Here is a 26,616-nt window from a genome sequence, read left to right as displayed (position 1 = left end):
CCTCAATCTGTCGCAACAACTGGCGCTGGACCTGCCTGCGCCAAACCCTTACCTCTGGTGGTGTAACCGGAGCAAAAGATGACGAAACCACCTCTCACCCTTTATCTGGCCGCGCCGCGTGGGTTCTGTGCAGGTGTTGACCGTGCCATCAAGATCGTTGAGATGGCCTTAGAGAAATGGGGCGCGCCCGTTTATGTGCGTCATGAAATCGTGCACAATAAATTCGTTGTTGATGCATTGCGTGATCAAGGCGCCGTGTTTGTCGAAGAACTGGACGAATGTCCTGATGATCGGCCAGTGATTTTCTCGGCCCATGGCGTGCCAAAATCGGTGCCAGCCGCAGCAGCCAAACGCGAGATGGTCTTTGTGGACGCGACCTGCCCTCTTGTCAGCAAGGTTCATATCGAAGCACAGCGCCATGCCGACAACGGCCTGCAAATGATCATGATCGGCCACGATGGCCACCCCGAAACCGTGGGCACGATGGGGCAACTGCCTGAGGGCGAAGTGCTCTTGGTTGAAACCGTCGCGGATGTGGCCACCGTTGGTGTACGCGACCCCGATAACCTTGCTTTCGTGACCCAAACCACGCTGTCTGTCGATGATACCGCCGATATTGTTGCCGCACTCTACGATCGTTTCCCCAAGATTGTCGGCCCCCACAAAGAAGACATCTGCTACGCCACAACCAACAGGCAGGAAGCCGTCAAAGCAATGGCGCCGAAATGCGATGCCATGCTGGTGGTCGGTGCGCCCAACTCGTCGAACTCCAAACGCCTGGTCGAAGTTGGCGCCCGCGCTGGCTGCAATTATGCGCAACTGGTGCAGCGGGCGACCGATATCGACTGGCGCGCGCTGGAAGGGATCACCTCCATGGGCATAACAGTAAGCGCATCGGCCCCCGAGATCTTGATCACTGAAGTGATTGATGCATTCAAAGATCGCTTTGATACCACAATTGAGATGGTCGTCACCGCAGAAGAAAACGTAGAGTTTAAGGTTCCGCGTGTCTTGCGAGAACCAGCTTAAATCGACATGGATGACTATCTGTCATTCGAAGCTCAGGTGGAGCCGCTGGAATGGGGCAAGTCAGTCTATACGATTTTACGGCTGCCTGATGATGTGGCGGAAGTTTTAGCATCACAGGGCGCAAAACGGGTCGAAGGCGAAATCAACGATCACCCCGTCAACCTCGCGCTGACCAAGGCATCTGTGATCGAGGGTGTCTTCCTTTGGGCCTAGCAAATCCCTGTTGGACGAAATTGGTATCACCCCAGGAGACATCTTTGACGTGCGCCTGCGCAAAGCCGACCCCAATCAAGTTGAGATACCCGACGATGTCCTGCTCGCCTTGCGTCAGGCCGAAGCGACCGTACGATGGAACGGCTTGACGCCCGGCAAGCAGCGCGGTCTTTTACATGGCGTAACAACAGCCAAACAGGCCGAAACACGCGCCAAGAGGATTGCAAAGATGATTGCGGAATTGCCATGAAACGGGTCTTTTCGCGGACAAAGGGACGGGCACTATGATCAGCTTACAATTCGTGCTGACAGCCATTGTGGTTTGCATCGCACCGGGCACAGGTGTGATCTATACGCTGGCCCTTGGTCTGGGTCAGGGACGACGGGCCGCGATTGCGGCGGCGGCAGGCTGTACGTTGGGGATTGTGCCACACCTTGCAGCAGCCACATTGGGCCTTGCTGCTCTGTTGCATACCAGTGCACTGCTCTTCCAGATCGTCAAATTTGCAGGCGTGGCCTATCTGCTTTATCTGGCGTGGCAGGCACTCAAATCTGATGGCGCTTTGACGATCCGTCCAGATGCGGCAGCCCAGCCAATGTTCAAGATTGCCCGACGCGGAGCCCTGATCAACATCCTGAACCCCAAGCTGTCGATCTTTTTTCTCGCGTTGCTTCCGCCTTTCCTGTCGGGCGACCCTACAGCCGCGACGGCAGAAATGGTGATACTGGGTGGGATATTCATGGCGCTGACCTTTGTGATCTTTATCCTTTATGGTGTTTTTGCTGCACTCGCCCGCGATTGGTTACTGCAAAGCGAAACAGTCATGAAATGGCTCAGCCGCACGTTCGCAGGTATCTTCGCAACACTTGGCCTGCGATTGGCATTCGAAAAAGCATGAATACAATCCCACGCTCCGCACTTTTCCTTGGCCTTGCCGGGCTCATCCCGTTTCTATGGGGGGCAACGACAATTTTGCTGCCCAATCTGGCGCTGTGGGGCCAAATGAACCTGAGTGGCCGGTTTATTGGCCCACATATTCAGCTTTTCTATGGCGCTGTCATCCTGTCATTCATGTCAGGTGTCCTTTGGGGATTTGCGACCAAAGCCACGGGGCAGATCGCGACGGCCAGTTACATCCTCTCTGTCATCCCCGCACTCTGGGCTTTCTTCATGACCGGCGGCGGGCCGACAACGGCAGCCATCAACCTCATCGTCGGTTTTCTTGGACTGCTCTTACTAGATTGGCATTTCTGGCGGCTTGGTCTTGCGCCACCGTGGTGGATGCACTTGCGCGGGCTTCTGACCGCGATTGTCATCCTCACGTTTTTGCCCTTGGTGTTCTGACAATGGATGCACGCACCATCGCGACCTACAACGAAAAGGCGCAGGAATACGCCCGGATCGTCGCACAGGATACGCCTGATGAAAGCCTGCAGAGCTTCATTGATCTTATCCCGAAGGGCGGGACGGTTCTGGACTTGGGCTGCGGCCCGGGGGCTGCATCCTTTCATATGCAGCGCGCGGGCCTTGTGCCTGACCCAATAGACGCCTCGGAAGGCATGATTGCCATTGCACACGATAGGTTCAGGTTGAACGCACGGTTGGGCAGTTTCGACGATATTGACGGTGCTGAGATTTACGCTGGCGTTTGGGCTAACTTCAGCCTTCTACATGCCCCCCGGGGTGACCTGCCACGCCATTTCAACGCACTCTTTAAGGCGACAGAACCAGGCGGGGTTTTTCATGTTGGTATGAAAACAGGGGCCGGTATGGGGCGTGACGCGATCAACAGGCTTTATACCTATGTCACAACAAATGAGCTCTCAGAGCTGTTCACCGATGCGGGTTTTGAGGTTACTCACGTCAAAGAAGGTAAGGAAGCGGGCCTTGCTGGCACTATTGATCCCTTCGTAATCATGCGCGGAAAGAAGCCATAAAATGCCAGACCTCTTCGCCTATACCGATGGTGCCTGCTCGGGCAACCCCGGCCCCGGAGGCTGGGGCGCTTTGCTTGTTGCGCGTGACGGTAACACTGTTCTGAAAGAACGCGAATTATGCGGCGGCGAGGCTGAGACGACAAACAATCGTATGGAGCTGTTGGCCGCCATTACCGCGCTTGAAACGCTGGATAGGCCAACCACACTGACCATTGTCACGGACAGTTCGTATGTCAAAGATGGCATTACAAAGTGGATTCACGGATGGAAAGCACGCGGATGGAAAACAGCGGCCAAGAAGCCGGTAAAGAACGAAGATCTTTGGCGGCGCCTTGAAGAGGCGACACAACGCCATGATGTGACGTGGGAATGGGTGAAAGGCCATGCCGGACACCCCGAAAACGAAAAAGCTGACGAATTGGCGCGCGCGGGAATGGAGCCTTTCAAGCCATGAACGAACCTCTTTTGCTGTTGCCGGGTATGATGTGCGATGCCCGACTCTATAGTCCGCAGATCGAAGCGTTTTCATATGAACGAACCATCTTGACCGCACCGCTCAACGAGCATGACAGTGTCGAGGCTTTGGCGCGCGACATCCTCGACACCGCCCCTCAGCAATTTGCGCTCGCGGGCCTCTCGATGGGCGGGATCGTCGCGATGGAGGTGTTTCGCCAAGCCCCAGATCGCGTTACCCGGCTCGCCTTGCTTGATACCAACCCCAAGGCCGAGGCTGCGGCGATTGCTGAGCGCCGCGAACCGCAGATGCAAAAGGTTCGCGACGGGCATCTGCGCGCCGTCATGCGCGATGAGATGAAGCCGCACTACCTGACTGACGGCCCACATACGGGACGAATCCTCGATCTATGTATGGCGATGGCCGAAACGCTTGGGCCAGACGCCTTCATCAACCAATCCCGGGCCCTGCAATCGCGCCCAGACCAGCAGAAGACTTTAAAAAAAGTCACCGTCCCCACCTTGATCCTGTGCGGTGAGGATGATGCGCTCTGCCCCATCCACCGTCACGAATTGATGCACGACCTGATCCCCGGGTCGACTCTGACGATCATCAAGAGCGCTGGCCATCTGCCAACGCTCGAACAACCCCAGGCAACGAATGAGGCTTTGGCACAATGGCTGAACCAGTAATCCCCGCTGATCTGCTTGCCCTTTTGCAACGGGTCGACACACCCACGGTCTGCAATGCCATTGAGGTGGCCCAAGGCAAACGCGGCTTTGACGCTTACACAAAGGGCACAATGCAATGCTCAGCCCCCGGGCAGTCCATGGTCGGCTTTGCCCGCACGGCCAAGATTGCAGGGCGCGAGGCACCGACAGAAGCGCCGGATGTGATCCGCGCCCGCCGTCTTGATTACTTCCGCAACATGGCTGGCGGTCCTCGTCCTGCCATCGCCGTGCTGGAAGATGTCGATTATCCACACTGCGTCAGCGCGTGGTGGGGCGAGGTCCACACCAATGTGCATAAGGGGCTGGGGTTGAACGGCGCGTTGACCAACGGCGTGATGCGCGATTTGGGGGATTTGGCAGAGGGCTTTCCGGTGGTGGCCGGGTCCATCGGGCCAAGCCATGCCTTTGTGCATGTACGCGAATTGGGCACACCGGTGAATGTCATGGGTATGACCGTTAGTCAGGGTGATCTGGTGCACGCTGATCAGCACGGCGGATTGGTTATCCCACCAGAGGTGATCCCCAACCTGAAGGCCGCGATTGAAAAGATGTGGGCGGGCGAGCAGATTATCCTTGGGCCCGCAAAAGAACCTGATTTTGACCTGGATAAGTTGTTAGAAGCTTGGGCTGCGTTTGAGAAGGCAAGGACCTAAGCTCATTCATCCAACCTTCAGAACAATCTTGCCAATATGTGCGCTGCTTTCCATGCGCGCATGAGCGGCAGACGCCTCTTCGAGCGCGAATTCCTGATCCATTACCGGTGCCACCTTGCCCGCGATGATCAGCGGCCAGACATGCTTGCGCAGTTCATCAGCGATACGCGCCTTCGCCAAGTCAGATTGCGGCCGCAAGGTTGAGCCCGTGATCGTCAGCCGCCGTGTCATCAGTTGGACGAGGTTCAGCTCCATCTTCGGCCCTTGCAGGAAAGCGATCTGCACCAGTGTTCCATCATCAGCGAGCGCCTTGAGGTTACGTTGAGTATAAGACCCTCCGACCATATCAAGGATCAGGTCTGCGCCGCCCAGCGCACGCATTTCGTCAACAAAATCCGTATCACGATAGTTGAACGCCGCCTCTGCGCCCAGCGCGACACAGGTCGCGCATTTCTCTGCCGATCCGGCCGTCGCAAATACGCGTGCGCCAAAAGCCTTGGCCAATTGAATCGCTGTCGTGCCAATCCCCGAACTGCCGCCATGCACCAAAAACCGCTGTCCGGCGCGCAGGCCGCCACGCATGAAAACATTGGACCATACAGTGAAGAAGGTCTCCGGCAGACAGGCCGCTTGCTTTATGGACAGACCGCCCGGAATGGGCAAGCAATGGGCCGCAGGCGTCGCCACGTATTCAGCGTAGCCACCACCGGGAAGAAGCGCGCAAACCTGATCGCCGGGTTTCAGCCCCGCGACACCCGCGCCGCAAGCGACAACCTCGCCCGCGGCCTCCAGCCCAGGCAGATCACTAGCACCCTTGGGCGGATTGTACAGCCCCGCACGCTGCAAGGCGTCCGGGCGGTTCACCCCAGCATAGGCGACTTTGATGACAACCTGATCGTATTCAGGTTCTGGGATTGGCAGGTCAGTCAAGGTCAGCACCTCTGGTCCACCGGGTTGAGAAATCTCGATTGCGCGCATGGCTGGCCCCTTCACTTCGTCACCCTAGCTATGAGGCATGACTGTGCTTTTGACAATTTCAATGCTGATCAACCTCGCCGTGCTTGGTCTGGTTGTTCCAGCCATCTGGCGCAACACACCTGCAATGGTGTTGGCCTACGGCCCTCCTACACCCGCGCGTGACATTGTTTTGGCATTCTACGTCGCGATTTTTACCGTTAGCGTTGTCGTACTCGGGGCAGTCGCGAGCGGACAGGATTGGGCCGGCGCTGCGGCACTGACGGTCTTACCGGTGCAAATCGCATACAAAGCATTGTCCGCATTCACCGTTGGCCCCCGCAACCCAGTTGTCCAAGCCAATCTTGTTATCGCAGCATTTCACGCGATCACGTTGGCATCCCTTATTTACTGAGGATCGCGCCAGACGCCCGGCAAATTCGGATCAGCGACCGCCCCGGGTGCTTTGATCCCCGCCATCATACGTTCCAGCGTGCCGGTTAGCGGCCTGAGCAAGGGGTTCGCCTTGGCTTGTGCCTTGAACTTCTCAAACTGCATCACATTGTCGATGCGGCGGTCGATGAAGGCGTCAGTTGCCTGAATGTCGACACTGTCGTCCCCCAACCAATAGAGCACCACGGAACTGTATACCCCAGAAAGCGTCATCCGCTTGGTGTACCAATTCACATCCTGTGATGTGTCGCCCAGCGCATTCCAGATTGCATCAGCTGTGCCCCAAATCAGCTTTGCGCCGTCCCCTGCCATATGGGGCAATGCAAAAAGCGTGGTACCGCGACGTACAGCCTCCTTATCATCAATGACCTGCAAACGCAGGCGAAGGGCATGGGCAACCTTGTCGCGAAAACGCATGGCGCTCAGATCCGCGTCTTGTAGAGCGGCCACCATCGCCGCATCCCCGCGCAGGTGGTAGGCTATTGCCAGATCGACCACACCGCGCGGGCAGCTCGCTTTGGCAACCGCCGGGTCTATTTCCGCATCCACGACAGCGGCATTGAAGGTGACAGGCGACCAGCCATCAAAGGCCACATGTGGCAGCGCTGCGTCCAAGAGTCGGTTCAAAGTCGGGTCAATGCGGGCATTCGTCATGGTCATCTCCTGCGGCCGGTGCACACTAGACAAACTAGCTCACCTTTGCTATCTGCCCACTTCCTGCAATTTTTGCAAATCCAACTTAGAAAGGTGGTGTAAACCACATGCAGGTTAGTGTTCGTGATAACAACGTCGATCAGGCGTTGCGTGCTCTGAAGAAGAAACTTCAGCGTGAGGGCGTTTTTCGTGAAATGAAGCTTAAGCAGCATTTCGAAAAGCCGTCCGTGCGTAAAGCGCGCGAGAAAGCGGAAGCGATCCGTCGTCAGCGTAAACTGGCACGTAAGAAGCTCCAGCGCGAAGGTATGCTCTAGGGCGATCCTTCGGCGTTACGATCAAGAAACCCCCGGCTGCGTGATCAGGCGGGGGTTTTTCTTTGCCGGGATGCAGCGCCAGCTAGGGGCATATCGGCGCAAATGGGTCATCCCCCCGCGCGCATCGGAACCGAGCGCCCATTTGGCTGATCTGCCATCCTACAGGGTCTTCGGCGGCATTCCATTCATAGATCACCCGCGTGATTTGGGCGGCCACGGCATCATCCATCATCGGCACTTCAAAATCGACGATGAAGTGCCTGATCCCGATCTGACACCATCGTTTGGTAAAGCTGTCAATCTCACCTGCCACGACCAGCGAGACGAAGGTATTTTCCACTGTTGTCACAGCGCGTGTTGTCTCGGGGTCAGACAAATCAAGATAGATCATGGCGTCAAGCGGGGTAAAACCGGCGAGTGGATCGGGCGCAATTTCCGCACACCGTTCTGCGCTGGCCAAACCAGGCACTGCGATCAAGGCAGTGGTGAGCAGGAATGAACGCATATGGCACCTTTCTTTGCCCCTTCGACCTAACATACACATGACAAAAGGCGCTTGTAGGTTTCGGACAGGTTGCGCTCAGACCTGCGCCACAATGGTGCGCAGCACCCCATCATCGGTCAGCTCAAGCTGTGCCGGTGTAGTGCGCATGAACTGACCAAAATATTTGGTCAGATGGGCCTGATCGGTAAATCCCGCCTCAATTGCGACATCTGCGATATCGGGCGGGTTGTCACCAGTCAGGCGTTGCAAGGCAAACAGCACCCGCTGGATCATGGCAAAGGCCTTGGGTGGCAAACCGACAACCTTGCTGAACTGGCGGTGCAACTGTCGTTCGCTCAAACCGCACTCAGCGGCGAGCGCACGAATACTGACATTGCCGTTTGCCGCTTCGATCTGCTGCGCAGCTTTGGCGACAACCGAATCGACCGTGCCCGCGCGCCCAGCTAAATGCAGAAGATGGTTTACAAAAGCGGCCTCCGGTTCGGCCCCGTCTTGCGCGAAAGGAAAGGTCGCTATCTGATTGCGCAGCGCACCAAGGTCTTGCTTCGCCAGCTGGAACGCACCGGTGGCCGTACATTCGGCCAAAAAATGGCAGGACGGACCATGCAAGGTATACTCTGCATCAAAGGTCGTTAGCTGACCTGACAGGTGATACTCCTGCGGGGTGATGGTGAATTGGGCGGCATTTGCCCGGGCCGAAGCTTGGCCCGCCGGCACCCAACCGATATAGCAATAACCCGTCGGCCGTGCCGGGACAGTCACAGCCGTATCCGCGCTGTGACGGGCCAACATGATGCGACGTATAAAGGGTTGAAGCGCGGCCGGAACGGGACGCATCTCATAGGAAATCGGAACTGTCGCTGTCATTCTTACCGGGCGTGTTTGTATTGGTCGATACGTGCCACGACCCTAACGGGCCAAACAGTGACTGCAAAGGCAATTTGGCTGCATCAACCCTTGTCGCCCAGCGACTGTAGAATTGGGCAGTCAGGTCGATCATCCCCGGCACAATCACGTACCAGTACACCTAGCGTGTCATGCATCTGGCGCAGATCTGCAATTTTCGTTTCAATCCGTGCCAGATGCTCTTTGGCAATCCGGCGGACATCTGCGCTGGCCCGTGCGGTGTCTTCCCAAAGTGCCAACAGGTCGCGGCAATCCTCGATTGAAAAACCCAGAGCCCGTGCGCGCGCCAAAAAGGTCAGCTTGTGAATATCCGCATCCACAAAGGCGCGGTAGCCGTTTGTGTCGCGCCCAGGTTTGACCAGCCCGATATCTTCGTAGTAGCGGATTGTCTTTGGTGGCAGACCAGATTGCTCTGCGGCTTGTCCAATGTTCACGGTGTCACCTCTTGATAAGGGGTTGGACGCACGTCAGGCATTGCCTGCTGCGCTGGTGCAACCCACCGCAAACGCAGCGCATTTGACAGGACGAACACGCTCGACAGCGCCATCGCGCCTGCGGCTAACATCGGCGACAATAGCGGCCCACCAAAGAGATAGAGCACACCTGCCGCAACCGGAATAAGCGCAGTATTATAGGCAAAGGCCCAAAAGAGGTTTTGCTGGATGTTGCGCATGGTGCGTTGGCTGATCTCAAAGGCATTGCAAACACCGGTGATGTCTCCCGACATCAGAACGACATCCGCACTTTCAATCGCCACATCCGTACCTGTTCCGATGGCAATCCCGACATCAGCGGCAGCCAGGGCCGGGGCATCATTGATCCCGTCCCCGACAAAGGCAATTTCTTCGCCGTTTTGCGCCAGATTGCGCAAAGCGGCGACCTTTCCATCCGGCAGAACCTCGGCCACGACCGTATCAATACCGAGCTCTGCCGCAATTGCTTGCGCGGTTCTTTCATTGTCGCCGGTAATCAGCGCTGTGCGCCTTACCCCATCTGGTGCAAGGCGCGGATTACAGCAGGGGTTGTCGGCTTGATCGGGTCGGAGATTCCGATCAAACCGACAAGCTGCCCATCAATGGCCGCATAGAAGGGGGTCTGCCCTTTCCCGGCAATGTCCGCTGCGCGGGTTGCAAAGGCATCAATTGCAACGCCCTCGCGGTGCATGAACCTGTCTGCCCCGACCAGAATGCCACGACCCGCGACTGTGCCGCTGACGCCGAAACCAGTTTCAACGCTGAAGTTATCAACATCCTGCATGGCATAGCCACGGGCTTGTGCCATACGCACAATTGCGGCTGCAATCGGGTGTTCGGACAGCGCTTCAACACTTGCAATCAGGCCCAGTACCTCGGACTTGTCCGTGCCCGACACAAAAGACACTGCTGTCACCTCTGGCCGTCCTTGGGTCAGCGTGCCAGTCTTGTCAAAAGCAACAACAGCAACAGAGCGCAACGCCTGCAAAGCATCACCCTTGCGGAAAAGAACACCGAGGTCTGCCGCCCGGCCGGTGCCCACCATAATGGATGTCGGCGTCGCAAGGCCCATGGCGCAAGGGCAAGCCACGATCAGTACCGCCACGCCAGCCACCAATGCAAAACTGAGCGCTGGATCAGGGCCAAAAAGCAACCAACCGGCGATTGTAAGCGCCGCGATTAGCAAAACAATCGGGACAAACCAGAGTGTGATCTTGTTGACCAGGTCTTGAATCGGCAGCTTTGCACCCTGCGCGTCCTCGACCATGCGAATGATCTGGGCGAGCATCGTATCAGCACCCACCTGTGTGACACGAAATGTGAATGAACCAGCGCCATTCACGGTGCCACCGGTGACAACATCACCGACATCTTTCTCTGCTGGCAAAGGCTCGCCGGTGATCATGCTTTCATCAACAAAGGCGGCCCCCTCCAACACAACACCATCGACAGCGATTTTTTCGCCGGGGCGCACGCGTAGAACATTGCCCACAACAATATCCGCTATGGCGACTTCAGCCGCCACCCCATCGCGCAGCACCGTGGCCGTCCGCGGTTGCAAACCAACCAATCGGCGGATCGCTTCTCCGGTTTTGCCTTTCGCCCGCGCCTCAAGGAAACGACCCAGCAGAATCAATGTGACAATCACCGCAGCGGCTTCAAAGTAGACCGCACGCGTGCCCGCTGGCAGCACCGCTGGAAAGAAGGTCGCCACCGTTGAAAACACCCATGCCGCGCCGGTTCCGATGGCAACCAGCGCATTCATATCAGGCGCACCTTTGAACAAGGCCGGAATGCCTTGAGTGAAAAACATACGCCCCGGGCCCGCCAGAACAAGGGTGACAAGGACAAACTGAAATAACCAACTGGTTTGCATGCCGATGGTTTGATGGACCCAGGCATGCATCCCCCGCACAAAATGACTACCCATTTCCAGAACAAATACCGGGGCCGTTAAGATGGCCGCAACCACTAGCTGGCGGCGCAGCGCATCAATGCGATTGTCTTTCTGCTCTGGCTGCATATCGGTCGTACTGCGCAACTGCGCCGGGTAGCCTGCATCTGTGGCGGCCTGCGCAATCGCCGCTGGCGACGTCACGCCTGCCACATAGCTGACCCGCGCCGTTTCAGCCGCCAGATTGACGGACACCTCGGTGACCGCCGATGCAGACGCCAAAGCTTTTTCTACCCGCCCCACACAAGAACCACAGTTCATACCCGCGATATCAAGCGTGATGTGATCGCTGCGCGCCGGATATCCGGCTTGCACCAGCGCATCTGTCAATTGGGTTGGCGTTGCTGGTGCGTCAAAATCCACTTTGGCTGTTTCAGCAGCAAGATTGACTGTCACGTCGATCACGCCGTCCACATTGCGCAACGCCTTGTCGGCACGCGCGGCACATGAGCCGCATGAAAGTTTTGTGATGTGAAAAGCAATAGACGTCTTGGACATGCGTGGGCCACCTTTGGAACACGCTCTAGATAGGCCTTCCACTCACTGGAAGGTCAAGACCTTATTGCCTTATCCCTCACCACGGGCCTGTGCGATGTATCCCTGCAAATCCGCCAGCGGCACCGCACCTGGCACCAGAGCATCGCCAATCACGAAGGCAGGTGTGCCGGTGAAACCAAGGCTTTGGGCCAGCTGGCGCGAGGTGTTGATATGGCTGTCAACCGCTTCGCTTTGCATGTCAGCAACCAATTGATCCATGTCCAACCCGATTGAGCGGGCCAGTGCCAGAACCGAAGCCTCTTCGGCGCGACCGCGCATTTCCATGAGACCCCAGTGCATTTCTTCATATTTGCCCTGCGCACGCGCCGCCAAGGCCGCGCGGGCCGCAAAAACAGAGCCTTCACCAAGGATGGGCCATTCCCGGTACACAACGCGCACATCCTCATCAGCGGCGATCAGCGCCTTAATGTTGTCGGCGGCGCGTTTGCAGTAAGGGCAGTTGTAGTCAAAGAACTCGACCACAACGGCTTGCCCATCCGCATTACCTATGAACGGTGCATTCGGATCACCCTCCAAAGACGCCCGCTCTCTGAGAAGCAGATCAGCCCGCGCCAAAGCCTGCGCTTCATTGCGCTGCTCTTCAAGGATCGCGAGGGCATCCATGATGATCTGCGGGTTCTCCAGGATCGCCTCTAACGCAAGCTGTTTTACTTCATCTTCAGACAAGTCCTGCGCTACCGCACCAAAGGGCAGCAGGGTCATCAGGGCCGCGGCGATCAATTTGCGCATGTGTTATCCATATCATCGTGTTCGGTTCAAAATCAGTTATAGTGAAACACTTTGGGCCCGCAATGACCACACACATCTGCGTAATATCTGCGACGCAAGGACGCGCCAGAACCCGCGCATAACGCACTTAACAGCTCTGCTGTGCCGACAAGTGGTCCTGCTGCTTGCCCCCCCGCCCCGGTTTCGATTAGGTGCAACTTATGGAGCAACGCCTTTCGCCACAAAAGTCACGCAGGCCTACCATGAGCATGGGTTTTAAAGCCGTGGCCGTTTTTGTGATGATTGTTTGCATCATCCCTTATCTGGGTGTGCTGGCCGCCGCCTTTTCGGGATCATTTGAAACGCTTGCCAGCCTCGCCGACACGGTCCTTGCCCGTTACACGTTCACGACTCTGATCCTTGTTACCACAGTGATGGCAGGAAGCGCGTTCATCGGCGCTGGGGCCGCCTGGTTGGTGACGATGACAGAATTCCCCGGACGGCGTTGGGTCGAGATCGCACTGGCACTGCCGCTTGCTTTTCCAGCTTACGTACTGGCCTATGGCTATACGCACGTGCTGGATCACCCCGGTATCGTTCAAACGCTGTTGCGCGACCTGACGGGTTGGGGACCTCGGGACTATTGGTTCCCAGAGATCAGGTCATTGGGTGGTGCTGCGATGATGTTGACGCTGGTGCTTTACCCTTACGTCTACCTGCTGGCGCGCGCTGCTTTTGCGGCCCAAGGGGCCAGCACGTTTCTGGCGGCCCGCGTACTCGGCCGTTCACCATTTGCCGCATTCATGCATGTCTCGCTGCCGATGGCCCGCCCCGCAATCGCCTCTGGTGTCATGTTGGTCGCGATGGAGACAATCGCAGATTTCGGCACGGTCGCCTATTTCGGGGTGCAGACCTTTGCTGTGGGGATTTACACAAGCTGGTTCACCCTGGCGGACCGGGCGGCGGCCGCGCAACTGGCTCTTGGATTGCTCAGCTTTGCACTTTTGCTGGTTATGCTGGAACGCTACAGCAGGGGGGATGCCAAATACGCCAGCGGAAGACGCAATGCGCCGCTGCAAAGGCTGACGCTGACCAAAGGGCAGAAAATCGGGGCCATGGCCTTTTGCCTGACACCCGTTTTGCTGGGGGTCGTGTTACCGGTCATCGCACTCGGCGTCATGGCATTGGGATCAGAGCAAGACCTGCTCAGCCCCCGCTATCTTGGCTTTATCCGCAACTCCCTGACACTGGCCAGCATCGCAGCCGTCTTGACCGTCCTCGCGGCCCTCATCCTCGGCACTTTGCATCGCGTCAGTACCAGCCGTCTGACTGGTACATCGCTTTATCTTGCGCGGATCGGCTATGCCGTGCCCGGGGGTGTGATCGCTGTAGGCCTTCTGGTGCCCTTCGCCGCTTTTGACAATGCGCTGGATGCCTGGATGCGCAGCACCTTTGATATCTCGACGGGGCTTTTGTTCACCGGGTCAATCTGGCTTCTGATTTCGGCCTATCTGATCCGGTTTCTGGCGGCGGCAATTGGGGCCTATGAAGGTGGGATCGCATCAGTGGCGCCAAACATGGACGCCGCGGCGCGCACATTGGGCCAGGACATGCCGGGTTTGGTGCGGCGCATCCATATGCCTTTGCTGCGGACCAGCCTGTTAACGGCCGGATTGATCGTCTTCGTTGATGTGATGAAAGAGCTACCCGCGACCCTGATCATGCGGCCGTTCAACTATGACACGCTGGCCGTGCAGGCCTATCGGCTGGCTTCGGATGAACGGCTGGAAGGGGCGGCTGTACCCAGCCTTGTTATTGCAGCAATCGGGTTGATCCCCGTCATTCTATTGTGCCGACGCATCGGCACTGGTCGGGCGTGACTGCGGGATAGGGAACCTATTTGCCCTTCCAAACGGGGTCGCGTTTCTCGGCGAAGGCACGCGCACCTTCCATTTGATCTTCCGACGTATAAAGCGTTTCAACCGTTGCGAATTGGCTTTTCGTGATGCGGTTCATAGCATCCTGAAACTTCATGTCCTCTGCTTCGCGCACGACCTCTTTCAGGGCTGCGTAAACCAATGGCGGGCCTGACGCGATCAGCGCGGCCATCTTGCGCGCTTCGTTCATCAGTTGATCAGCAGGTACAACACGATTGATCAAACCCCAACGGGCAGCCTCTTCCGCATCGACCCAACGCCCGGTCAGAAGCATCTCCATTGCGATGTGATAAGGGATGCGCTTGGGCAGTTTGACCGAGGCCGCATCGGCAACAGTCCCTGACCGGATTTCCGGCAAAGCAAAACTCGCGTGCTCTGCCGCGAGCAAAATGTCACCCGACAGCGCCAATTCCAGCCCGCCCCCACAACAAATCCCGTTGACCGCCATAATCACCGGCTTGTTCATACGTGGCAGTTCCTGCAGCCCGCCAAAACCACCGACGCCATAGTCGCCATCGACAGCATCACCGTCCGCCGCCGCTTTGAGGTCCCAACCCGGGCAAAAGAATTTTTCACCCGCGCCTGTGACGATGGCGACCCGCAGTTCCGGATCATCCCGGAAATCCGCAAACACATCGCCCATGATCCGGCTGGTCGCTAAATCAATTGCATTGGCCTTGGGCCGGTCCAGCGTGACCTCCAAAACATGCCCGTCGCGTTTGGTTTTGATGGGGCCGTCAGTCATGGCACTCTCCTGTGGTGATAAGGGCATCCGCTGCAATGGCCCCGTCCGGGCCACACATCAGCGGATTGATTTCGATCTCAAAGGGCATCTCGGCGATGACATAGGACTGTAGTGCCAACACCGCGTCGACGATAGCGCCCATGTTGGCCGGGGGCGCCCCGCGATATCCGTCAAGCAGCGGGGCAACGCGCAGCTTGCGAAGCGCATTGCGCACATCCTCGGATTGCACCGGCAAGATCATACTGGTGCTGTCGGCCAATATCTCGGTCAGTGTGCCGCCTGCAGCCAAGGTCAAAACATACCCATGTGCAGGATCGAGAACGACGCCGATCAAAAGCTCGACCGTCGTACCCGTGATCATCTGCTCGACCAGGAAACTGTCGACAGGCATAGCCTTCGCAGCAGCAAACAGCTGCTGCTCATCCGTGATCCCGGTGACGACCGCACCCGCTTCGGTCTTGTGGGCAACGCCCTCGCCCTTCAACACAACGGGAAAGCCTAACTCTCTTGCAGATTCGGCAAGCATTTCGGTTCCATCCGCTCTCTGCGATTTTGGCAGGCGCAAGCCATGTTGAGTCAGAGCTTGCTTGGCCCGCACCTCGGACAACACCGTTGAAGCAGTGATCTTCGGTGGGATCAGCACATTGCAAATGGTCTGCTTGCCAACTCTGGCCGCAACCTCAATCGCCTCAACAGCCTCGGGCATCCCACAAAGAGGCAAAACACCTTGTGAGACCAGCTGATGCGCCACAGCCTCGGGCATATTCTCAACCAGTGAACTCAGTACAGCGATTGGCTAAGCCCGACGTCTTTTGTGCATGGGCCACGGCACGAAGTGCGAGGTCCCAATCAGGGGAAGCGCAACGGTCCTGCCGCGGGAAATCGAGCACGACGACACCCAGCGCAACCTGATCCGACATCATGGCTGCGAAGGTCGCTGTCATCGCCGTTTCGTCACCCCAGATAAAGGTGTGATAGTCCAACGGATTCGAAAGAGTCACAATCGGGCCCAGTGTTTCGCGCAGCACATCACGCTGATCCTGAGTGAGCGGCGGAAACGTCACGTCGCTCCCATGCGCCATATCCGCCATCAAGCTTGCTTCGCCGCCCGAGCACGACATCGACGCGATGCGCGGCGCATCGAGTAGGCCAACCACATGCAGCAATTTGAGCGTTTCAAGGAATGCGGAAAGCGAAGTTACCCGTCCAATGCCCAACCGATCAAACAGCGCGCCCGCCCCAGCGTCGCTTCCTGCAAGTGATGCGGTATGCGAAATCGCGGCTCGCTGCGCCTGTTCGGACTGCCCCGTCTTTAAAGCGACAATGGGTTTTCCAAGGTCTCGCGCCGTCTCCGCCAGCGCCACCAAAGCTTCAAGATCATCAACCCCTTCGATGTAAAGCCCAAGTGCCGTCACCTTCGGGTTGGCCAAAAGCGATTGGCCGATTTCGGACAATCCCGTTTGCGCCTGATTCCCAACGGTCACAACGTAAGCCACCGGCAAACCGCGCGTTTGCATCGTCAGATTGATGGCAACATTTGAAGACTGCGCAATGATGGCAACGCCGCTGTCCGTTGGCACCCCACCGTGTTGATCAGGCCAAAGCGTGATCCCATCAAGATAGTTCAGGAAACCATAGCAGTTTGGACCAATGATCGGCATGTCACCGGCCGCGGACAGCATCGCATCCTGTAGATCGGCCCCGTCACCGACCTCATGCACTGCTTCGCGAAAGCCCGACGCAAAACAGATCGCACCACCTGCGCCAATACTTGACAGCGAACGTACTGCGTCGACTGTTGCATGCCTGTTGACGCCAATAAAAACGGCATCCGGTGGCGCTGGTAGATCCTCTATCGCACGGAAAGGCGCAAGCCCGGCGATGTCATCCTTGGTTGGATGGACGACCCAGATATCTCCTGCAAAGCCAATCTTCTGGCATTGACGGATCACCTCACTGCCCCAGGCACCGCCACCAATAACCGCAATTGAACGCGGGTTAAAAAGCCGAGTAAGCCGGTCCATCAGGCCCCCAAGGGGCGCAGCAGCTCACGGCTGATGATGTGGCGTTGGATTTCGGATGTCCCATCCCAAATGCGTTCAACGCGGGCGTCGCGCCAGAACCGCTCAATTGGAAAATCACTCATCAACCCCATACCACCGTAAATCTGCAGGGTTGCATCGGTGACACGGGCCAGCATCTCGGTGGCATAGACCTTGGCGGACGCAATTTCACGGTTTGCTTAAGCAGCCCTTCATCCAGACGCCAAGCAGCAGACAGGGTGAGCATATCGGCTGCGTCGATCTCGGTAATCATATCTGCAATCTGAAAACTGACGCCTTGGAATTTGCCAATGGGTTGACCGAATTGCTCACGCTCTGCCGCATAGCTGAGAGCGTAGTCAAAGCAACGGCGCGCACGCCCAACGGACATGGTGGCGACCGTAATTCGTGTCGCATACAGCCATTCGTTCATTACGGCAAAACCACCGTCGACATCACCCAGCACCTGTGTATCGGGCAGACGGCAATTGTCGAAATCAAGGATGCAGTTTTTGTAGCCCCGGTGGCTGACTGATGCATAGCCATCACGGACGTCAAACCCGGGCGTGCCACGATCAACAAGAAACGTCGTGATGCGTTTCTTGGGTCCACGCGGGGTTTCGTCCACGCCAGTCGCGACAAATACAATAAAGAAATCTGCGCGATCCGCGCCCGAAATAAAGTGCTTGGAACCGTTCAGAACCCAATCACCGCCATCGCGCACAGCACTGCATTTCATACCGCGCACATCGGAACCCGCATCCGGTTCTGTCATCGCGAGCGCGTCCATACGTTCGCCGCGCACAGCAGGCATCAAATATCGTTCCTTTTGGTCACCCTCACAGGCCATCAGGATATTCTGCGGTCGCCCAAAAAAGTGGTTGAGCGCCATTGATCCCCGTCCCAACTCTCGCTCGACCAGCGCAAAATCAACATGACTGAGCCCGGCACAACCCACCTCTTCGGGGAAGTTGCAGGCGTAGAAACCCAGTTCAATTGTCTTGCGCCTAATCTCGTCCGCAATCTCTTGGGGGACTTCACCACTGCGCTCTACCGCATCTTCATGGGGGTAAATCTCATGCTCGACAAAGGACCGGACCGTATCCACGATCATCTGCTGTTCATCGGTCAGGCCAAACTGCATGCGCGGGCTCCGTTCTGCGTGTTCCAAAGAAGACCCTAAGAAGCGTTTCTCAAAAAGTCATGCAGAATGCAAAGCCGGATCAGATTTTCTCAAATGCGTCGAATTTGCTGTTCGAACACGATACCACTAGACTGATAAACACACAGAAGGGTCCGCAGCGATGTTCGGCAATTGCGCAGAGACGGTCAGCATCCTCTATGCCATTGTGTTTGGTGCAGATGGTGCTTGCATAGAGATGAGTACGGCGTCGATTCTGACGGCCTTTGGCGCCTTCATGGTGCTGGTCGTTATCGCGCAATTTTTCGCCCGTAGGCTGTGGCAAAAGCTGACACAACGCCCGGCGCCGATCGAGGATACATCCATCGACCCATCCGGTGACACGCCCTTCCGCGATGATCCCAATTATCGCGACAGCGCTATTCGATCCACTAAACGCTAGCTGCCGGGCGGTTGTTGCCACCGATTGCGCGGGTCAATTTGGCGGCAGCATCCATGACCGACGTTGCCAGGTCTTCGATCCTGTCTTCGGAAATGCGCGAGGTTGGGCCAGAGACAGATATCCCTGCGACCGCTTCGCCAAACACGTTGTACACAGGGGCCGCGATACAGCGCATCCCGAGGTTGCGTTCTTCGCCGTCGATGGCATAGCCCCGCGCCTTGGTTGCGTGAAGGTCGGCGATCATGGCCTCGGGGTCGGTCAGGGTGAAGGGCGTATATTGCTCTAGCTTACTGGCAGCGAGGACTTCGCGCTGCCGTTTATCATCCATCCGGGACAATAAGGCCTTGCCAATGCCGGAAGAATGCATGTCCGCCGCTGTTCCCGGCGGAAAGAAGGCGCGTATTGTTGCCTGCGTTTCTACCTGACCAAGGAACAGCACCTTACCATCACGCTCAATCCCAAGGTTTGCTGTCTCGCCCGTGGCCTCCATCAGATCACGCATGATAGGGCGCGCCCGTTCAACCAAAGAAGTGCGGCGCAGGAAATGCGATCCCGTCAGGAAGGCGGCCGGGCCTATGCTCCAAGTCTGGCTTTGGTCGTCAAAATCAGCAAAACCGCGCCCCTGGAATGTCGTGAGTACACGGTAAACCGTGGCAGGAGACTGATCCAAGGCACCGGCAATCTCTGACAAAGTACCGCCCTGCATTTCACCAAGTTCGACCAGCACCTCTAACGCGCGATCAAGTGATTTGATGGTGTTCTGGGCACCCTTGTCATCCCATGCTCTGGGTCGACCACGGCCTCTTTTGACGTCATCCTGCATATCTTTTCTCGCTTCTGAAAATTAATTTCACCTTATGAAAAATACAACTCTCTGACAACAAACAATTTTATCTCTAAGATCCATTTTGAAAAATAATTTCAAAAAAATATGCAAGCACAGCCAGCTCTGGCAAAACACCATCAACCCAATGGAGGATTGGACGATGAGCTTTCAAAACCCAGTATTTATTCCCGGCCCAACGAATATGCCCGAGGCTATTCGCAAGGCTTGCGACATGCCCACAATTGACCACAGGTCGCCGCTGTTTGGACAAATCCTTCATCCCGCCCGCGCCGGAGTTCAGGAAGTTCTGAAATCTGAATCTGCCGAAGTCTTTATCTTTCCATCCACCGGCACTGGCGGCTGGGAAACTGCGCTGACAAACACGCTTTCCGCAGGCGACACCGTTCTGGCGGCACGCAACGGTATGTTCAGCCACCGCTGGATTGACATGTGCTTGCGACACGAGTTGAACGTGAAAATCGTTGAAACACCGTGGGGGCGCGGCATCCCGGCTGATCGTTATGCTGAGATCCTCATGGCCGACACCAGCCACAAAATCAAAGCGGTTCTGGCAACGCACAATGAGACGGCAACTGGTGTGAAATCAGACATTTCTGCTGTCCGCAAAGCACTCGACGCGGCGAACCACCCTGCACTGTTGTTTGTTGACGGCGTCAGTTCAATCGGCTCAATGGATTTCCGGTTTGATGAGTGGGGTGTCGATGTTGCGGTCACCGGTTCGCAGAAAGGCTTTATGCTGCCCGCTGGTCTTGCCATCGTTGGCTTCAGCCAAAAGGCGTTGGATGCCAGCAAACTGGCGCAGCTGCCGCGCACGTTCTTTGATATCGCTGATATGACCAAGGGCTACGCTGCAAACGCATACCCTTACACTCCTGCTGTCGGCCTGATGAACGGCCTTCTGCTCGCAACCGAGACGTTGTTGAAAGAAGGTCTTGAAAACGTCTTTGCACGACACACGCGCATTGCGTCAGGTGTGCGCGCTGCGGTAGGGGCTTGGGGTCTGGACCTTTGCGCCGCGACACCGGAAGTTTACTCTGATACGGTAAGCGCCATCAAAACACCCGAGGGCTTCAACGCAACTGACATCGTCACACATGCTGCCGACAAATATGGCGTGGCCTTTGGTGTTGGGCTCGGCGAAGTTGCCGGTAAAGTGTTTCGCATTGGCCACCTGGGCAGCATGACGGATGTTATGGCCCTGTCAGGGATCGCCACGGCCGAGATGTGCATGGCTGACCTGGGTCTTGATATCAAAGTGGGGTCCGGCGTTGCGGCAGCGCAAGAATACTACCGTGGCACAACCGGCCTGAGCCTCAAGGATGCAGCGTAATGAAAGACCACAAGGATATGCATATTCCAACCTACCAAGACGTGTTGGACGCACATGAGCGCATCAAGCCTTACATTCATCGCACTCCGGTTTTGACATCGGAGTATTTCAACAACCTCACCGGAGCCGAACTGTTCTTTAAGTGTGAAAACTTTCAAAAAGCCGGTGCTTTCAAGGTCCGCGGTGCCTCAAATGCCGTATTTGGACTATCTGACGAAGCTGCGGAAAAAGGTGTCTGCACACATTCGTCAGGGAACCACGCGCTATCGCTGTCTTATGCAGCAGGCCGCAGGGGCATCCCTTGCAATGTGGTGATGCCACGCACCGCGCCACAAGCGAAGAAAGACGCAGTAAAAGGTTATGGTGGAATCATCACAGAATGCGAACCCTCCACAAGCTCCCGCGAAGCAGTTTTTGCTGGTGTGCAGGCTGAAACAGGGGGGGACTTCGTACACCCTTATAATGACCCACGGGTTGTCGCGGGTCAGGGAACTTGCAGCAAAGAACTGATGGAGCAGATGCAGGAAGAGCATGGTGGCGCACTTGACATGGTGGTCGCACCTATCGGCGGCGGCGGCATGATTTCCGGCACCTGCCTGACGCTCTCCAACATCGCACCTGACGTGCAGATAATCGCCGCTGAGCCGGAACAAGCCGACGACGCCTATCGCAGTTTCAAAGCTGGCCACATTATTGCTGATGACGCGCCAGTAACGGTCGCCGATGGTTTGAAAGTGCCCTTGAAAGACTTGACATGGCATTTTGTGAGCAACCACGTGTCCGAGATTTTCACCGCCTCTGAGCAGGAGATCATCGACGCGATGAAACTGACGTGGCAGCGCATGAAGATCGTGATGGAACCCAGCTGTGCCGTGCCCCTCGCCGTCATCATAAAGAACAAAGACTTTTTCAAAGGCAAACGCGTCGGTGTTGTTGTCACTGGCGGAAATGTAGACCTCGACAAACTACCTTGGATGCAGGGTTAAGGGAGAAGAACCATGAACGATATGAGCAACCTCAAAAACCTCGAAGTCGGCTACGACGTCCCCGCCCTGCCCGGCATGGATGAGGCCGACATCCAGACACCCTGCCTGGTGCTGGATCTGGACGCGCTGGAGCGGAACATCAAAAAGATGGGCGACTTTGCGAAATCGCATGGCATGCGCCACCGCGTACACGGCAAGATGCACAAATCCGTTGATGTGGCCTTGTTGCAGGAAAAGCTGGGTGGGTCTGTCGGCGTCTGCTGTCAGAAGGTCTCTGAGGCCGAAGTCTTCGCCCGTGGCGGCATCAAGGATGTCCTGGTTTCAAACCAGGTCCGCCAGCCAGAAAAGATTGACCGTCTGGTCCGTCTACCAAAACTGGGCGCCCGCGCGATCTGCTGTGTGGACGACATCGATAATGTGGCTGATCTGTCTGCGGCGGCGATGAAACACGGCACCCAGATTGAATGCCTCGTGGAAATCGACGTCGGCGCAGGCCGCTGCGGTGTGCAATACGGTCAGCCGGTCGTTGATCTGGCGAAAGCCATCGACGCGGCAGATGGCCTCAAATACGCAGGCATTCAGGCTTATCAGGGCGCGATGCAGCACCTTGATTCATATGAAGATCGTCAGGGCAAAACCCAAATCGCAATTGATCAGGTCGCCGAGACCCTAGAGATGCTGAAAGCCGAAGGGATCGAAAGCGATATCGTTGGCGGCGGGGGCACAGGTTCATACTATTTTGAAAGCGCCTCTGGCGTGTTTAACGAATTGCAATGTGGATCTTATGCCTTCATGGACGCGGACTATGGCCGCATCCTCGACAAGGACGGCAACCGCATTGACCGTGGTGAGTGGGAAAACGCCTTGTTCATTCTGACGTCCGTCATGAGCCATGCCAAAGCAGATAAAGCCATCGTTGATGCGGGTCTGAAAGCGCAGTCGGTGGACAGTGGCTTGCCAACCATCTTTGGCCGCACGGACGTGGAATACGTCAAGTGTTCGGATGAGCACGGTGTTGTTGCAGACCCCGACGGTGTCCTGAAGGTCAATGATAAGCTCAAGCTGGTGCCGGGTCACTGTGACCCGACGTGCAATGTGCATGATTGGTACGTCGGCGTGCGTGACGGCAAGGTGGAGACACTGTGGCCCGTCTCTGCACGTGGCAAAGCTTACTGACGCGCTCATCCCTCCCTCACGGTCGCTCATCGCGAAGACAGCCCGGACGGGCTGGATGAGCGACCGACAAAGAAAGAATACCCATGATTATCGTTCCTGAAAAAGAGATGGCAGGGCTGCTGAACCGTGCCGACGCCTTTACTGCGGTCGAGAATGTATTTGCCTCGATGTCCAAAGGCAGCGCTTACAACTTTCCTGTGATCCGCGAGGCGATCGGCCACGAGGATGCGCTCTATGGCTTCAAGGGCGGCTTTGACAAGGCGGGTATGGCACTGGGCCTCAAGGCCGGTGGCTATTGGCCCAACAACCTTGAAAAGCACGGGCATATCAACCACCAGTCGACAGTGTTCCTGTTCGATCCTGATACCGGAATGGTCAAGGCCATGGTGGGCGGCAACCTCCTCACAGCGCTTCGGACTGCTGCGGCGTCATCGGTTTCGATCAAACACTTGGCCCGCAAGGATGCGAAGGTCATGGGTATGGTCGGCGCTTACCATCAAGCGACGTTCCAACTGCGGGCCGCACTGGAGCAGCGCGACTTTGAGAAAGTGATCGGCTGGAACTACCACCCCGAGATGCTGCCCAACATTGAAAAGGTCGCTGATGAAGCAGGCGTCCCGTTCGAAGCGGTTGAGCTTGAGGGCATGGTCGAAGCTGATGTTGTGATTTCGATCACCTCAACCTTTGCGCCAACGATCATGGCAGGGCATATCGGCACCGGCACACATATCGCTTGCATGGGGACCGACACCAAAGGCAAGCAGGAAATCGAGGCGGCTTTGCTTGCCCAAACGACCGTCTTCACGGATGAGGTTGCGCAATCTATCAGCATCGGTGAAGCGCAGCACGCCATTGCCGAAGGGCTGATCGCGGAAAGCGACGTGAACGAACTGGGTGCGGTAATCAACGGCACACATCCGGGGCGGACGTCAGATGACGAAATCACGCTCTTTGATGGCACTGGCGTGGGTTTGCAGGATCTTGCCGTCGCAGCGTCGGTTGTTGATTTGGCTGTTGAAAAAGGTATTGCAACAATCGTCGATTTCTAAAGCTCACTCACCGGCGACGGAAAGCTTCTGCCCTTCAAGGGCGGAGGCTTTTTTGTTCTTGCGACTTAGAATAAGATCTCAAATGCTGCCCCTGGTTTGTTCAGCAACCTGATATCAGCACCTTGGGCCTGCAACATACGCCGGACAATCGCCAACCCCATACCCGTTCCGCCATCTTCACGACGCGTGGTGAAAAAGGGATCAAAAACCCTGTCTCTGTTACCGGCGCTGATGCTTACACCATTGTCCTCAACCAAGAGTCGCGCATTTTGAAGATCAAAACGCACCTCGTTGGCCCCATGTGCCATCGCGTTGCTGACAAGATGGGTGACGACTATCTCCATCACATCCTGCGGCAGTGGGATATCGCCGTCAGCGCCTAGCGCAACACCCTCCACATGCGCCAACACCTCTGACAAACGACAGGTACCCGCCGGAACAACCTCTTGCGCCCGCGCCAGCGCACGCTGCCCGTCCAGCAGCGCTTCCATACGGCGGGTGTTATCCGTGATCCCACGCAATAATTTCACGCGATCCGCATCACTCAGATCAGGGTTCTCGAGCAATTCTGCCGCCCCCTGAATGACGGTCAAGGGTGACTTCAACTCATGTGTCACATGATCTGCGTAAGATCGCAGAACGGTCTCACGCCCACGCAAAGCCGAAGTCATCTCAAGCACGGCCTGCCCCAGTTTTGAGAATTCAGGTGTGCCGAAATGTGTTGGCGCTTCCGTCGCACCTTCGCTTTCAGCGTATGCAGTGAGAGCATGCACAGGCCGAAGCACCAGCCGCCATAGCAGCGCACCGAGGATCACGGTCGCAACAAACGCCATCCAGCCGATCATCCAGGTCGTTTCCGCCCAGCCCAAAACCCCACCAGCCACCCGAAAGTAACCAATCCCCACAATCGGCAGAAAGAACACGGTTGCCAGCGTACCGCCAAGCACCAGCGCCAAAGGCGGACGCCATTTGCGGATTACGCGCCGCGGCACGCGCCCATCCTGATCCCCACACCATGCACGGTTTCAATCGCGTCGGCACATCCGGCCTTGTCCAGCTTACTGCGCAGGTTGCGCAGATGGCTGTCCATGGTCCTGTCACTGACATTGACGTTGGTACCGTAGATCGCATCCACGAGTTGTGGGCGCGACATCACGTGATCAGGGCGCGCGATCAAACGCTCCAACAAATCCATTTCGCGTGAGGTCAGCGGCACTGCCGCATCATGCACATGGCAAAGGTGGCGTGCCGGATCGACGCTGATCACACCGCGGCGCATGACAACCCGTGCTGCCACCTCGCCCTGGCTGCGTTTCAGGATAGCCCGCACGCGGGCCACCAATTCCCGCGGCGAAAACGGTTTGGACACATAGTCATCCGCCCCAAGTTCCAGCCCGACGACGCGGTCAATCTCATCCGCACGGGCCGTCAAAAACAGGATGGGCACCTCAGAGGTCTTGCGCAATGCCCGACAGACCTCCAACCCGTCCATCTCTGGCATCCCGATATCAAGGATGATCAGATCAGGGCGCAGGCTTTCGGCCTTTTCAAGCGCGGTGTGGCCGTCACCCGCCTCAGCGACCCCAAGCCCCGCTTGGGTCAGTGCGATCCGCACGACATCGCGGATTTGCGCGTCGTCATCTGCCACCAAAATCATTGTTCGATCTCCATTGCGGCCAAACTACGGTGCAAGCGCGTGTTTCGGTAGCCCCATTCGCGCCAATCATTCCGCTGGGACAGATAGGGGCGATAACTATAGCAAAGCGCCACGCCCGTTTTCGCTTCATGGGCATGGATGGCGGGGGCTGCGCCCTCGCTGAGTTGGCAAAGGTAATAGTCGTTATCACGGTCATCGGCGAGGTTATGGCGTGCGATATATCCGTCGATACTGACCAGATTGCAGATATAGATCGCCAGCAACCCAAGGCCAAAGGCCCGTTGCATAAACCATCCAACTGTCTGACGCCCAGCCAATTGCATGATCATCAGAACCAATCCCAACGCCACTAAGATCATCCAGACAAATGCGGCAAAGCGCAGTCGGGTCAGCCCATAAACGTCGATGTAAAGATCAAGACGCAGGATGGACGAGATAACCAATACAACGTTTTGCGCGATCCAGAGATAGAGCAACCGCCGCACAGCAGGTCCCGCGCCCAGATACGGCTGCGCCAGCAAGGCAAAAACACCGGCAAGCAATGCCGTGGCAAGCAGCGGATAGGCCCCGCGATGCGCGTATGCGGCATAGGTCATACCGTCTGGCAGCGCCACACCACCCCACAAATATCCAAGATCAAGCGTGGTCTGGATCAGGAAGATCAGGTTGAATGTGATCAGCGCACGACTAACGGACCTTTCGTTCAAGAAACCTGATCGCAAGCTCCGCATCCGGCGCGGTTTGCTGCGGCTCAAGGCGGGCATCAT

The 26,616-nt window shown here is 56.8% G+C and carries 30 protein-coding genes and 2 pseudogenes; 17 read left to right on the top strand and 15 right to left on the bottom strand.

The window, feature by feature from the left end:
• Positions 1 to 78 precede the first annotated feature (78 nt).
• Genes ispH through QTO30_RS17220 form a run of 9 tightly spaced genes read left to right on the top strand, consistent with a single transcriptional unit; the run spans position 79 to position 5,018 of the window.
• Entirely contained in the window at positions 79 to 1,029 is a 951-nt protein-coding gene (gene ispH / locus QTO30_RS17260) for a 4-hydroxy-3-methylbut-2-enyl diphosphate reductase (RefSeq protein WP_340425294.1), read from the top strand.
• 6 nt (positions 1,030 to 1,035) lie between these two features.
• Positions 1,036 to 1,242, top strand: coding sequence for a DUF1905 domain-containing protein (locus QTO30_RS17255; RefSeq protein WP_340425293.1), 207 nt, complete (start codon positions 1,036 to 1,038; stop codon positions 1,240 to 1,242).
• 10 nt (positions 1,243 to 1,252) lie between these two features.
• The gene (locus tag QTO30_RS17250; protein ID WP_340425292.1) at positions 1,253 to 1,492 is read left to right on the top strand and encodes a YdeI/OmpD-associated family protein; all 240 of its coding nucleotides are present in this window, start codon (positions 1,253 to 1,255) and stop codon (positions 1,490 to 1,492) included.
• Positions 1,493 to 1,526: 34 nt separating this feature from the next.
• Positions 1,527 to 2,141 (top strand): LysE family translocator, encoded by a 615-nt coding sequence (locus QTO30_RS17245; protein ID WP_340425291.1) that lies wholly within the window; start codon positions 1,527 to 1,529, stop codon positions 2,139 to 2,141.
• Positions 2,138 to 2,587 carry a DUF3429 domain-containing protein gene (locus QTO30_RS17240; protein ID WP_340425290.1) on the top strand — a complete coding sequence of 150 codons (450 nt, stop codon included), beginning with the start codon at positions 2,138 to 2,140 and terminating at the stop codon, positions 2,585 to 2,587. Before QTO30_RS17245 ends, QTO30_RS17240 begins: the two co-directional genes overlap by 4 nt.
• Before the next feature lie 2 nt (positions 2,588 to 2,589).
• The gene (locus tag QTO30_RS17235; protein WP_340425289.1) at positions 2,590 to 3,180 is read left to right on the top strand and encodes a class I SAM-dependent DNA methyltransferase; all 591 of its coding nucleotides are present in this window, start codon (positions 2,590 to 2,592) and stop codon (positions 3,178 to 3,180) included.
• Between the two features lies 1 nt (position 3,181).
• On the top strand, positions 3,182 to 3,634 hold the full coding sequence (gene rnhA / locus QTO30_RS17230) for a ribonuclease HI (protein WP_340425288.1): 453 nt from the start codon (positions 3,182 to 3,184) through the stop codon (positions 3,632 to 3,634).
• Complete coding sequence (locus QTO30_RS17225) at positions 3,631 to 4,326, top strand: alpha/beta fold hydrolase (protein WP_340425287.1); 696 nt, start codon at positions 3,631 to 3,633, stop codon at positions 4,324 to 4,326. The genes rnhA and QTO30_RS17225 overlap by 4 nt, the downstream gene beginning before the upstream one ends.
• Complete coding sequence (locus tag QTO30_RS17220; RefSeq protein ID WP_340425286.1) at positions 4,311 to 5,018, top strand: RraA family protein; 708 nt, start codon at positions 4,311 to 4,313, stop codon at positions 5,016 to 5,018. Before QTO30_RS17225 ends, QTO30_RS17220 begins: the two co-directional genes overlap by 16 nt.
• 6 nt (positions 5,019 to 5,024) lie before the next feature.
• On the opposite strand, the gene QTO30_RS17215 is transcribed toward QTO30_RS17220, so the two are convergent.
• The gene (locus QTO30_RS17215; RefSeq protein WP_340425285.1) at positions 5,025 to 5,996 is read right to left on the bottom strand and encodes an NAD(P)H-quinone oxidoreductase; all 972 of its coding nucleotides are present in this window, start codon (positions 5,994 to 5,996) and stop codon (positions 5,025 to 5,027) included.
• Positions 5,997 to 6,033: 37 nt separating this feature from the next.
• Between QTO30_RS17215 and QTO30_RS17210 the strand changes: the two genes are divergently transcribed.
• Entirely contained in the window at positions 6,034 to 6,387 is a 354-nt protein-coding gene (locus QTO30_RS17210) for a hypothetical protein (RefSeq protein ID WP_340425284.1), read from the top strand.
• On the opposite strand, the gene QTO30_RS17205 is transcribed toward QTO30_RS17210, so the two are convergent.
• Positions 6,381 to 7,079 carry a COQ9 family protein gene (locus QTO30_RS17205; RefSeq protein WP_445327162.1) on the bottom strand — a complete coding sequence of 233 codons (699 nt, stop codon included), beginning with the start codon at positions 7,077 to 7,079 and terminating at the stop codon, positions 6,381 to 6,383. The genes QTO30_RS17210 and QTO30_RS17205 overlap by 7 nt on opposite strands.
• 107 nt (positions 7,080 to 7,186) lie before the next feature.
• Between QTO30_RS17205 and rpsU the strand changes: the two genes are divergently transcribed.
• Complete coding sequence (gene rpsU, locus QTO30_RS17200; RefSeq protein WP_100367708.1) at positions 7,187 to 7,393, top strand: 30S ribosomal protein S21; 207 nt, start codon at positions 7,187 to 7,189, stop codon at positions 7,391 to 7,393.
• Between the two features lie 82 nt (positions 7,394 to 7,475).
• Here the strand turns inward: rpsU and QTO30_RS17195 are convergent, their stop codons facing one another.
• The 5 genes and pseudogenes from QTO30_RS17195 to QTO30_RS17175 all read right to left on the bottom strand — a co-directional run bounded on the left by QTO30_RS17195 (position 7,476) and on the right by QTO30_RS17175 (position 12,518).
• On the bottom strand, positions 7,476 to 7,898 hold the full coding sequence (locus QTO30_RS17195; protein ID WP_340425282.1) for a hypothetical protein: 423 nt from the start codon (positions 7,896 to 7,898) through the stop codon (positions 7,476 to 7,478).
• 75 nt (positions 7,899 to 7,973) lie between these two features.
• Positions 7,974 to 8,765, bottom strand: a complete 792-nt coding sequence (locus tag QTO30_RS17190) for a helix-turn-helix domain-containing protein (RefSeq protein WP_340425281.1) — start codon at positions 8,763 to 8,765, stop codon at positions 7,974 to 7,976.
• 83 nt (positions 8,766 to 8,848) lie between these two features.
• On the bottom strand, positions 8,849 to 9,238 hold the full coding sequence (gene cueR, locus QTO30_RS17185; RefSeq protein ID WP_340425280.1) for a Cu(I)-responsive transcriptional regulator: 390 nt from the start codon (positions 9,236 to 9,238) through the stop codon (positions 8,849 to 8,851).
• Positions 9,235 to 11,729, bottom strand: a pseudogene (locus QTO30_RS17180) (heavy metal translocating P-type ATPase). Before QTO30_RS17180 ends, cueR begins: the two are co-directional and overlap by 4 nt.
• Before the next feature lie 69 nt (positions 11,730 to 11,798).
• The gene (locus tag QTO30_RS17175; RefSeq protein ID WP_340425279.1) at positions 11,799 to 12,518 is read right to left on the bottom strand and encodes a DsbA family protein; all 720 of its coding nucleotides are present in this window, start codon (positions 12,516 to 12,518) and stop codon (positions 11,799 to 11,801) included.
• A gap of 242 nt (positions 12,519 to 12,760) precedes the next feature.
• Here QTO30_RS17175 and QTO30_RS17170 point away from each other — a divergent pair, with 242 nt between their 5' ends.
• Positions 12,761 to 14,377 (top strand): ABC transporter permease, encoded by a 1,617-nt coding sequence (locus tag QTO30_RS17170; protein ID WP_340425278.1) that lies wholly within the window; start codon positions 12,761 to 12,763, stop codon positions 14,375 to 14,377.
• Positions 14,378 to 14,393: 16 nt separating this feature from the next.
• Here QTO30_RS17170 and QTO30_RS17165 read toward each other — a convergent pair whose 3' ends face one another.
• The 4 genes and pseudogenes from QTO30_RS17165 to QTO30_RS17150 all read right to left on the bottom strand — a co-directional run bounded on the left by QTO30_RS17165 (position 14,394) and on the right by QTO30_RS17150 (position 18,365).
• The gene (locus tag QTO30_RS17165; RefSeq protein ID WP_340425277.1) at positions 14,394 to 15,179 is read right to left on the bottom strand and encodes a carnitinyl-CoA dehydratase; all 786 of its coding nucleotides are present in this window, start codon (positions 15,177 to 15,179) and stop codon (positions 14,394 to 14,396) included.
• A complete protein-coding gene (locus QTO30_RS17160) occupies positions 15,172 to 15,942 on the bottom strand; it encodes an acetate--CoA ligase family protein (protein WP_340425276.1) in 771 nt (256 codons plus the stop codon). Before QTO30_RS17160 ends, QTO30_RS17165 begins: the two co-directional genes overlap by 8 nt.
• 4 nt (positions 15,943 to 15,946) lie before the next feature.
• A complete protein-coding gene (locus QTO30_RS17155) occupies positions 15,947 to 17,203 on the bottom strand; it encodes a CoA-binding protein (RefSeq protein ID WP_340425275.1) in 1,257 nt (418 codons plus the stop codon).
• Positions 17,203 to 18,365: pseudogene (locus tag QTO30_RS17150) on the bottom strand (acyl-CoA dehydrogenase family protein). Before QTO30_RS17150 ends, QTO30_RS17155 begins: the two are co-directional and overlap by 1 nt.
• 160 nt (positions 18,366 to 18,525) lie before the next feature.
• Between QTO30_RS17150 and QTO30_RS17145 the strand changes: the two are divergent.
• Complete coding sequence (locus QTO30_RS17145) at positions 18,526 to 18,804, top strand: hypothetical protein (RefSeq protein WP_340425274.1); 279 nt, start codon at positions 18,526 to 18,528, stop codon at positions 18,802 to 18,804.
• Here the strand turns inward: QTO30_RS17145 and bhcR are convergent.
• Positions 18,794 to 19,627, bottom strand: coding sequence for an HTH-type transcriptional regulator BhcR (bhcR, locus tag QTO30_RS17140; protein WP_340425273.1), 834 nt, complete (start codon positions 19,625 to 19,627; stop codon positions 18,794 to 18,796). The two genes, QTO30_RS17145 and bhcR, sit on opposite strands and share 11 nt — an antisense overlap.
• Before the next feature lie 163 nt (positions 19,628 to 19,790).
• Between bhcR and bhcA the strand changes: the two genes are divergently transcribed.
• From bhcA to bhcD, 4 genes are all read left to right on the top strand, one after another.
• Positions 19,791 to 20,981: an L-aspartate--glyoxylate aminotransferase BhcA gene (gene bhcA / locus QTO30_RS17135; RefSeq protein ID WP_340425272.1), complete on the top strand. Its 1,191-nt coding sequence runs from the start codon at positions 19,791 to 19,793 to the stop codon at positions 20,979 to 20,981.
• Entirely contained in the window at positions 20,981 to 21,967 is a 987-nt protein-coding gene (bhcB, locus tag QTO30_RS17130; RefSeq protein WP_340425271.1) for a beta-hydroxyaspartate dehydratase BhcB, read from the top strand. The genes bhcA and bhcB overlap by 1 nt, the downstream gene beginning before the upstream one ends.
• A gap of 12 nt (positions 21,968 to 21,979) precedes the next feature.
• Positions 21,980 to 23,143, top strand: coding sequence for a 3-hydroxy-D-aspartate aldolase BhcC (bhcC, locus tag QTO30_RS17125; protein WP_340425270.1), 1,164 nt, complete (start codon positions 21,980 to 21,982; stop codon positions 23,141 to 23,143).
• 83 nt (positions 23,144 to 23,226) lie between these two features.
• A complete protein-coding gene (bhcD, locus tag QTO30_RS17120) occupies positions 23,227 to 24,192 on the top strand; it encodes an iminosuccinate reductase BhcD (protein WP_340425269.1) in 966 nt (321 codons plus the stop codon).
• 65 nt (positions 24,193 to 24,257) lie between these two features.
• Here the strand turns inward: bhcD and QTO30_RS17115 are convergent, their stop codons facing one another.
• The 3 genes from QTO30_RS17115 to QTO30_RS17105 are packed head-to-tail and all read right to left on the bottom strand — an operon-like array spanning position 24,258 to position 26,613.
• Positions 24,258 to 25,184: an ATP-binding protein gene (locus tag QTO30_RS17115; RefSeq protein ID WP_340425268.1), complete on the bottom strand. Its 927-nt coding sequence runs from the start codon at positions 25,182 to 25,184 to the stop codon at positions 24,258 to 24,260.
• A complete protein-coding gene (locus QTO30_RS17110) occupies positions 25,169 to 25,849 on the bottom strand; it encodes a response regulator transcription factor (protein WP_340425267.1) in 681 nt (226 codons plus the stop codon). Before QTO30_RS17110 ends, QTO30_RS17115 begins: the two co-directional genes overlap by 16 nt.
• Positions 25,846 to 26,613, bottom strand: a complete 768-nt coding sequence (locus QTO30_RS17105) for a DUF4153 domain-containing protein (protein WP_340425961.1) — start codon at positions 26,611 to 26,613, stop codon at positions 25,846 to 25,848. The genes QTO30_RS17110 and QTO30_RS17105 overlap by 4 nt, the downstream gene beginning before the upstream one ends.
• Positions 26,614 to 26,616 lie beyond the last annotated feature (3 nt).

It is taken from the genome of Yoonia sp. GPGPB17, from assembly GCF_037892195.1.
GTDB lineage: Bacteria > Pseudomonadota > Alphaproteobacteria > Rhodobacterales > Rhodobacteraceae > Yoonia.
Note: the sequence above shows the minus strand (reverse complement) of the source record. Positions and strands in the feature narration are given on the sequence as shown.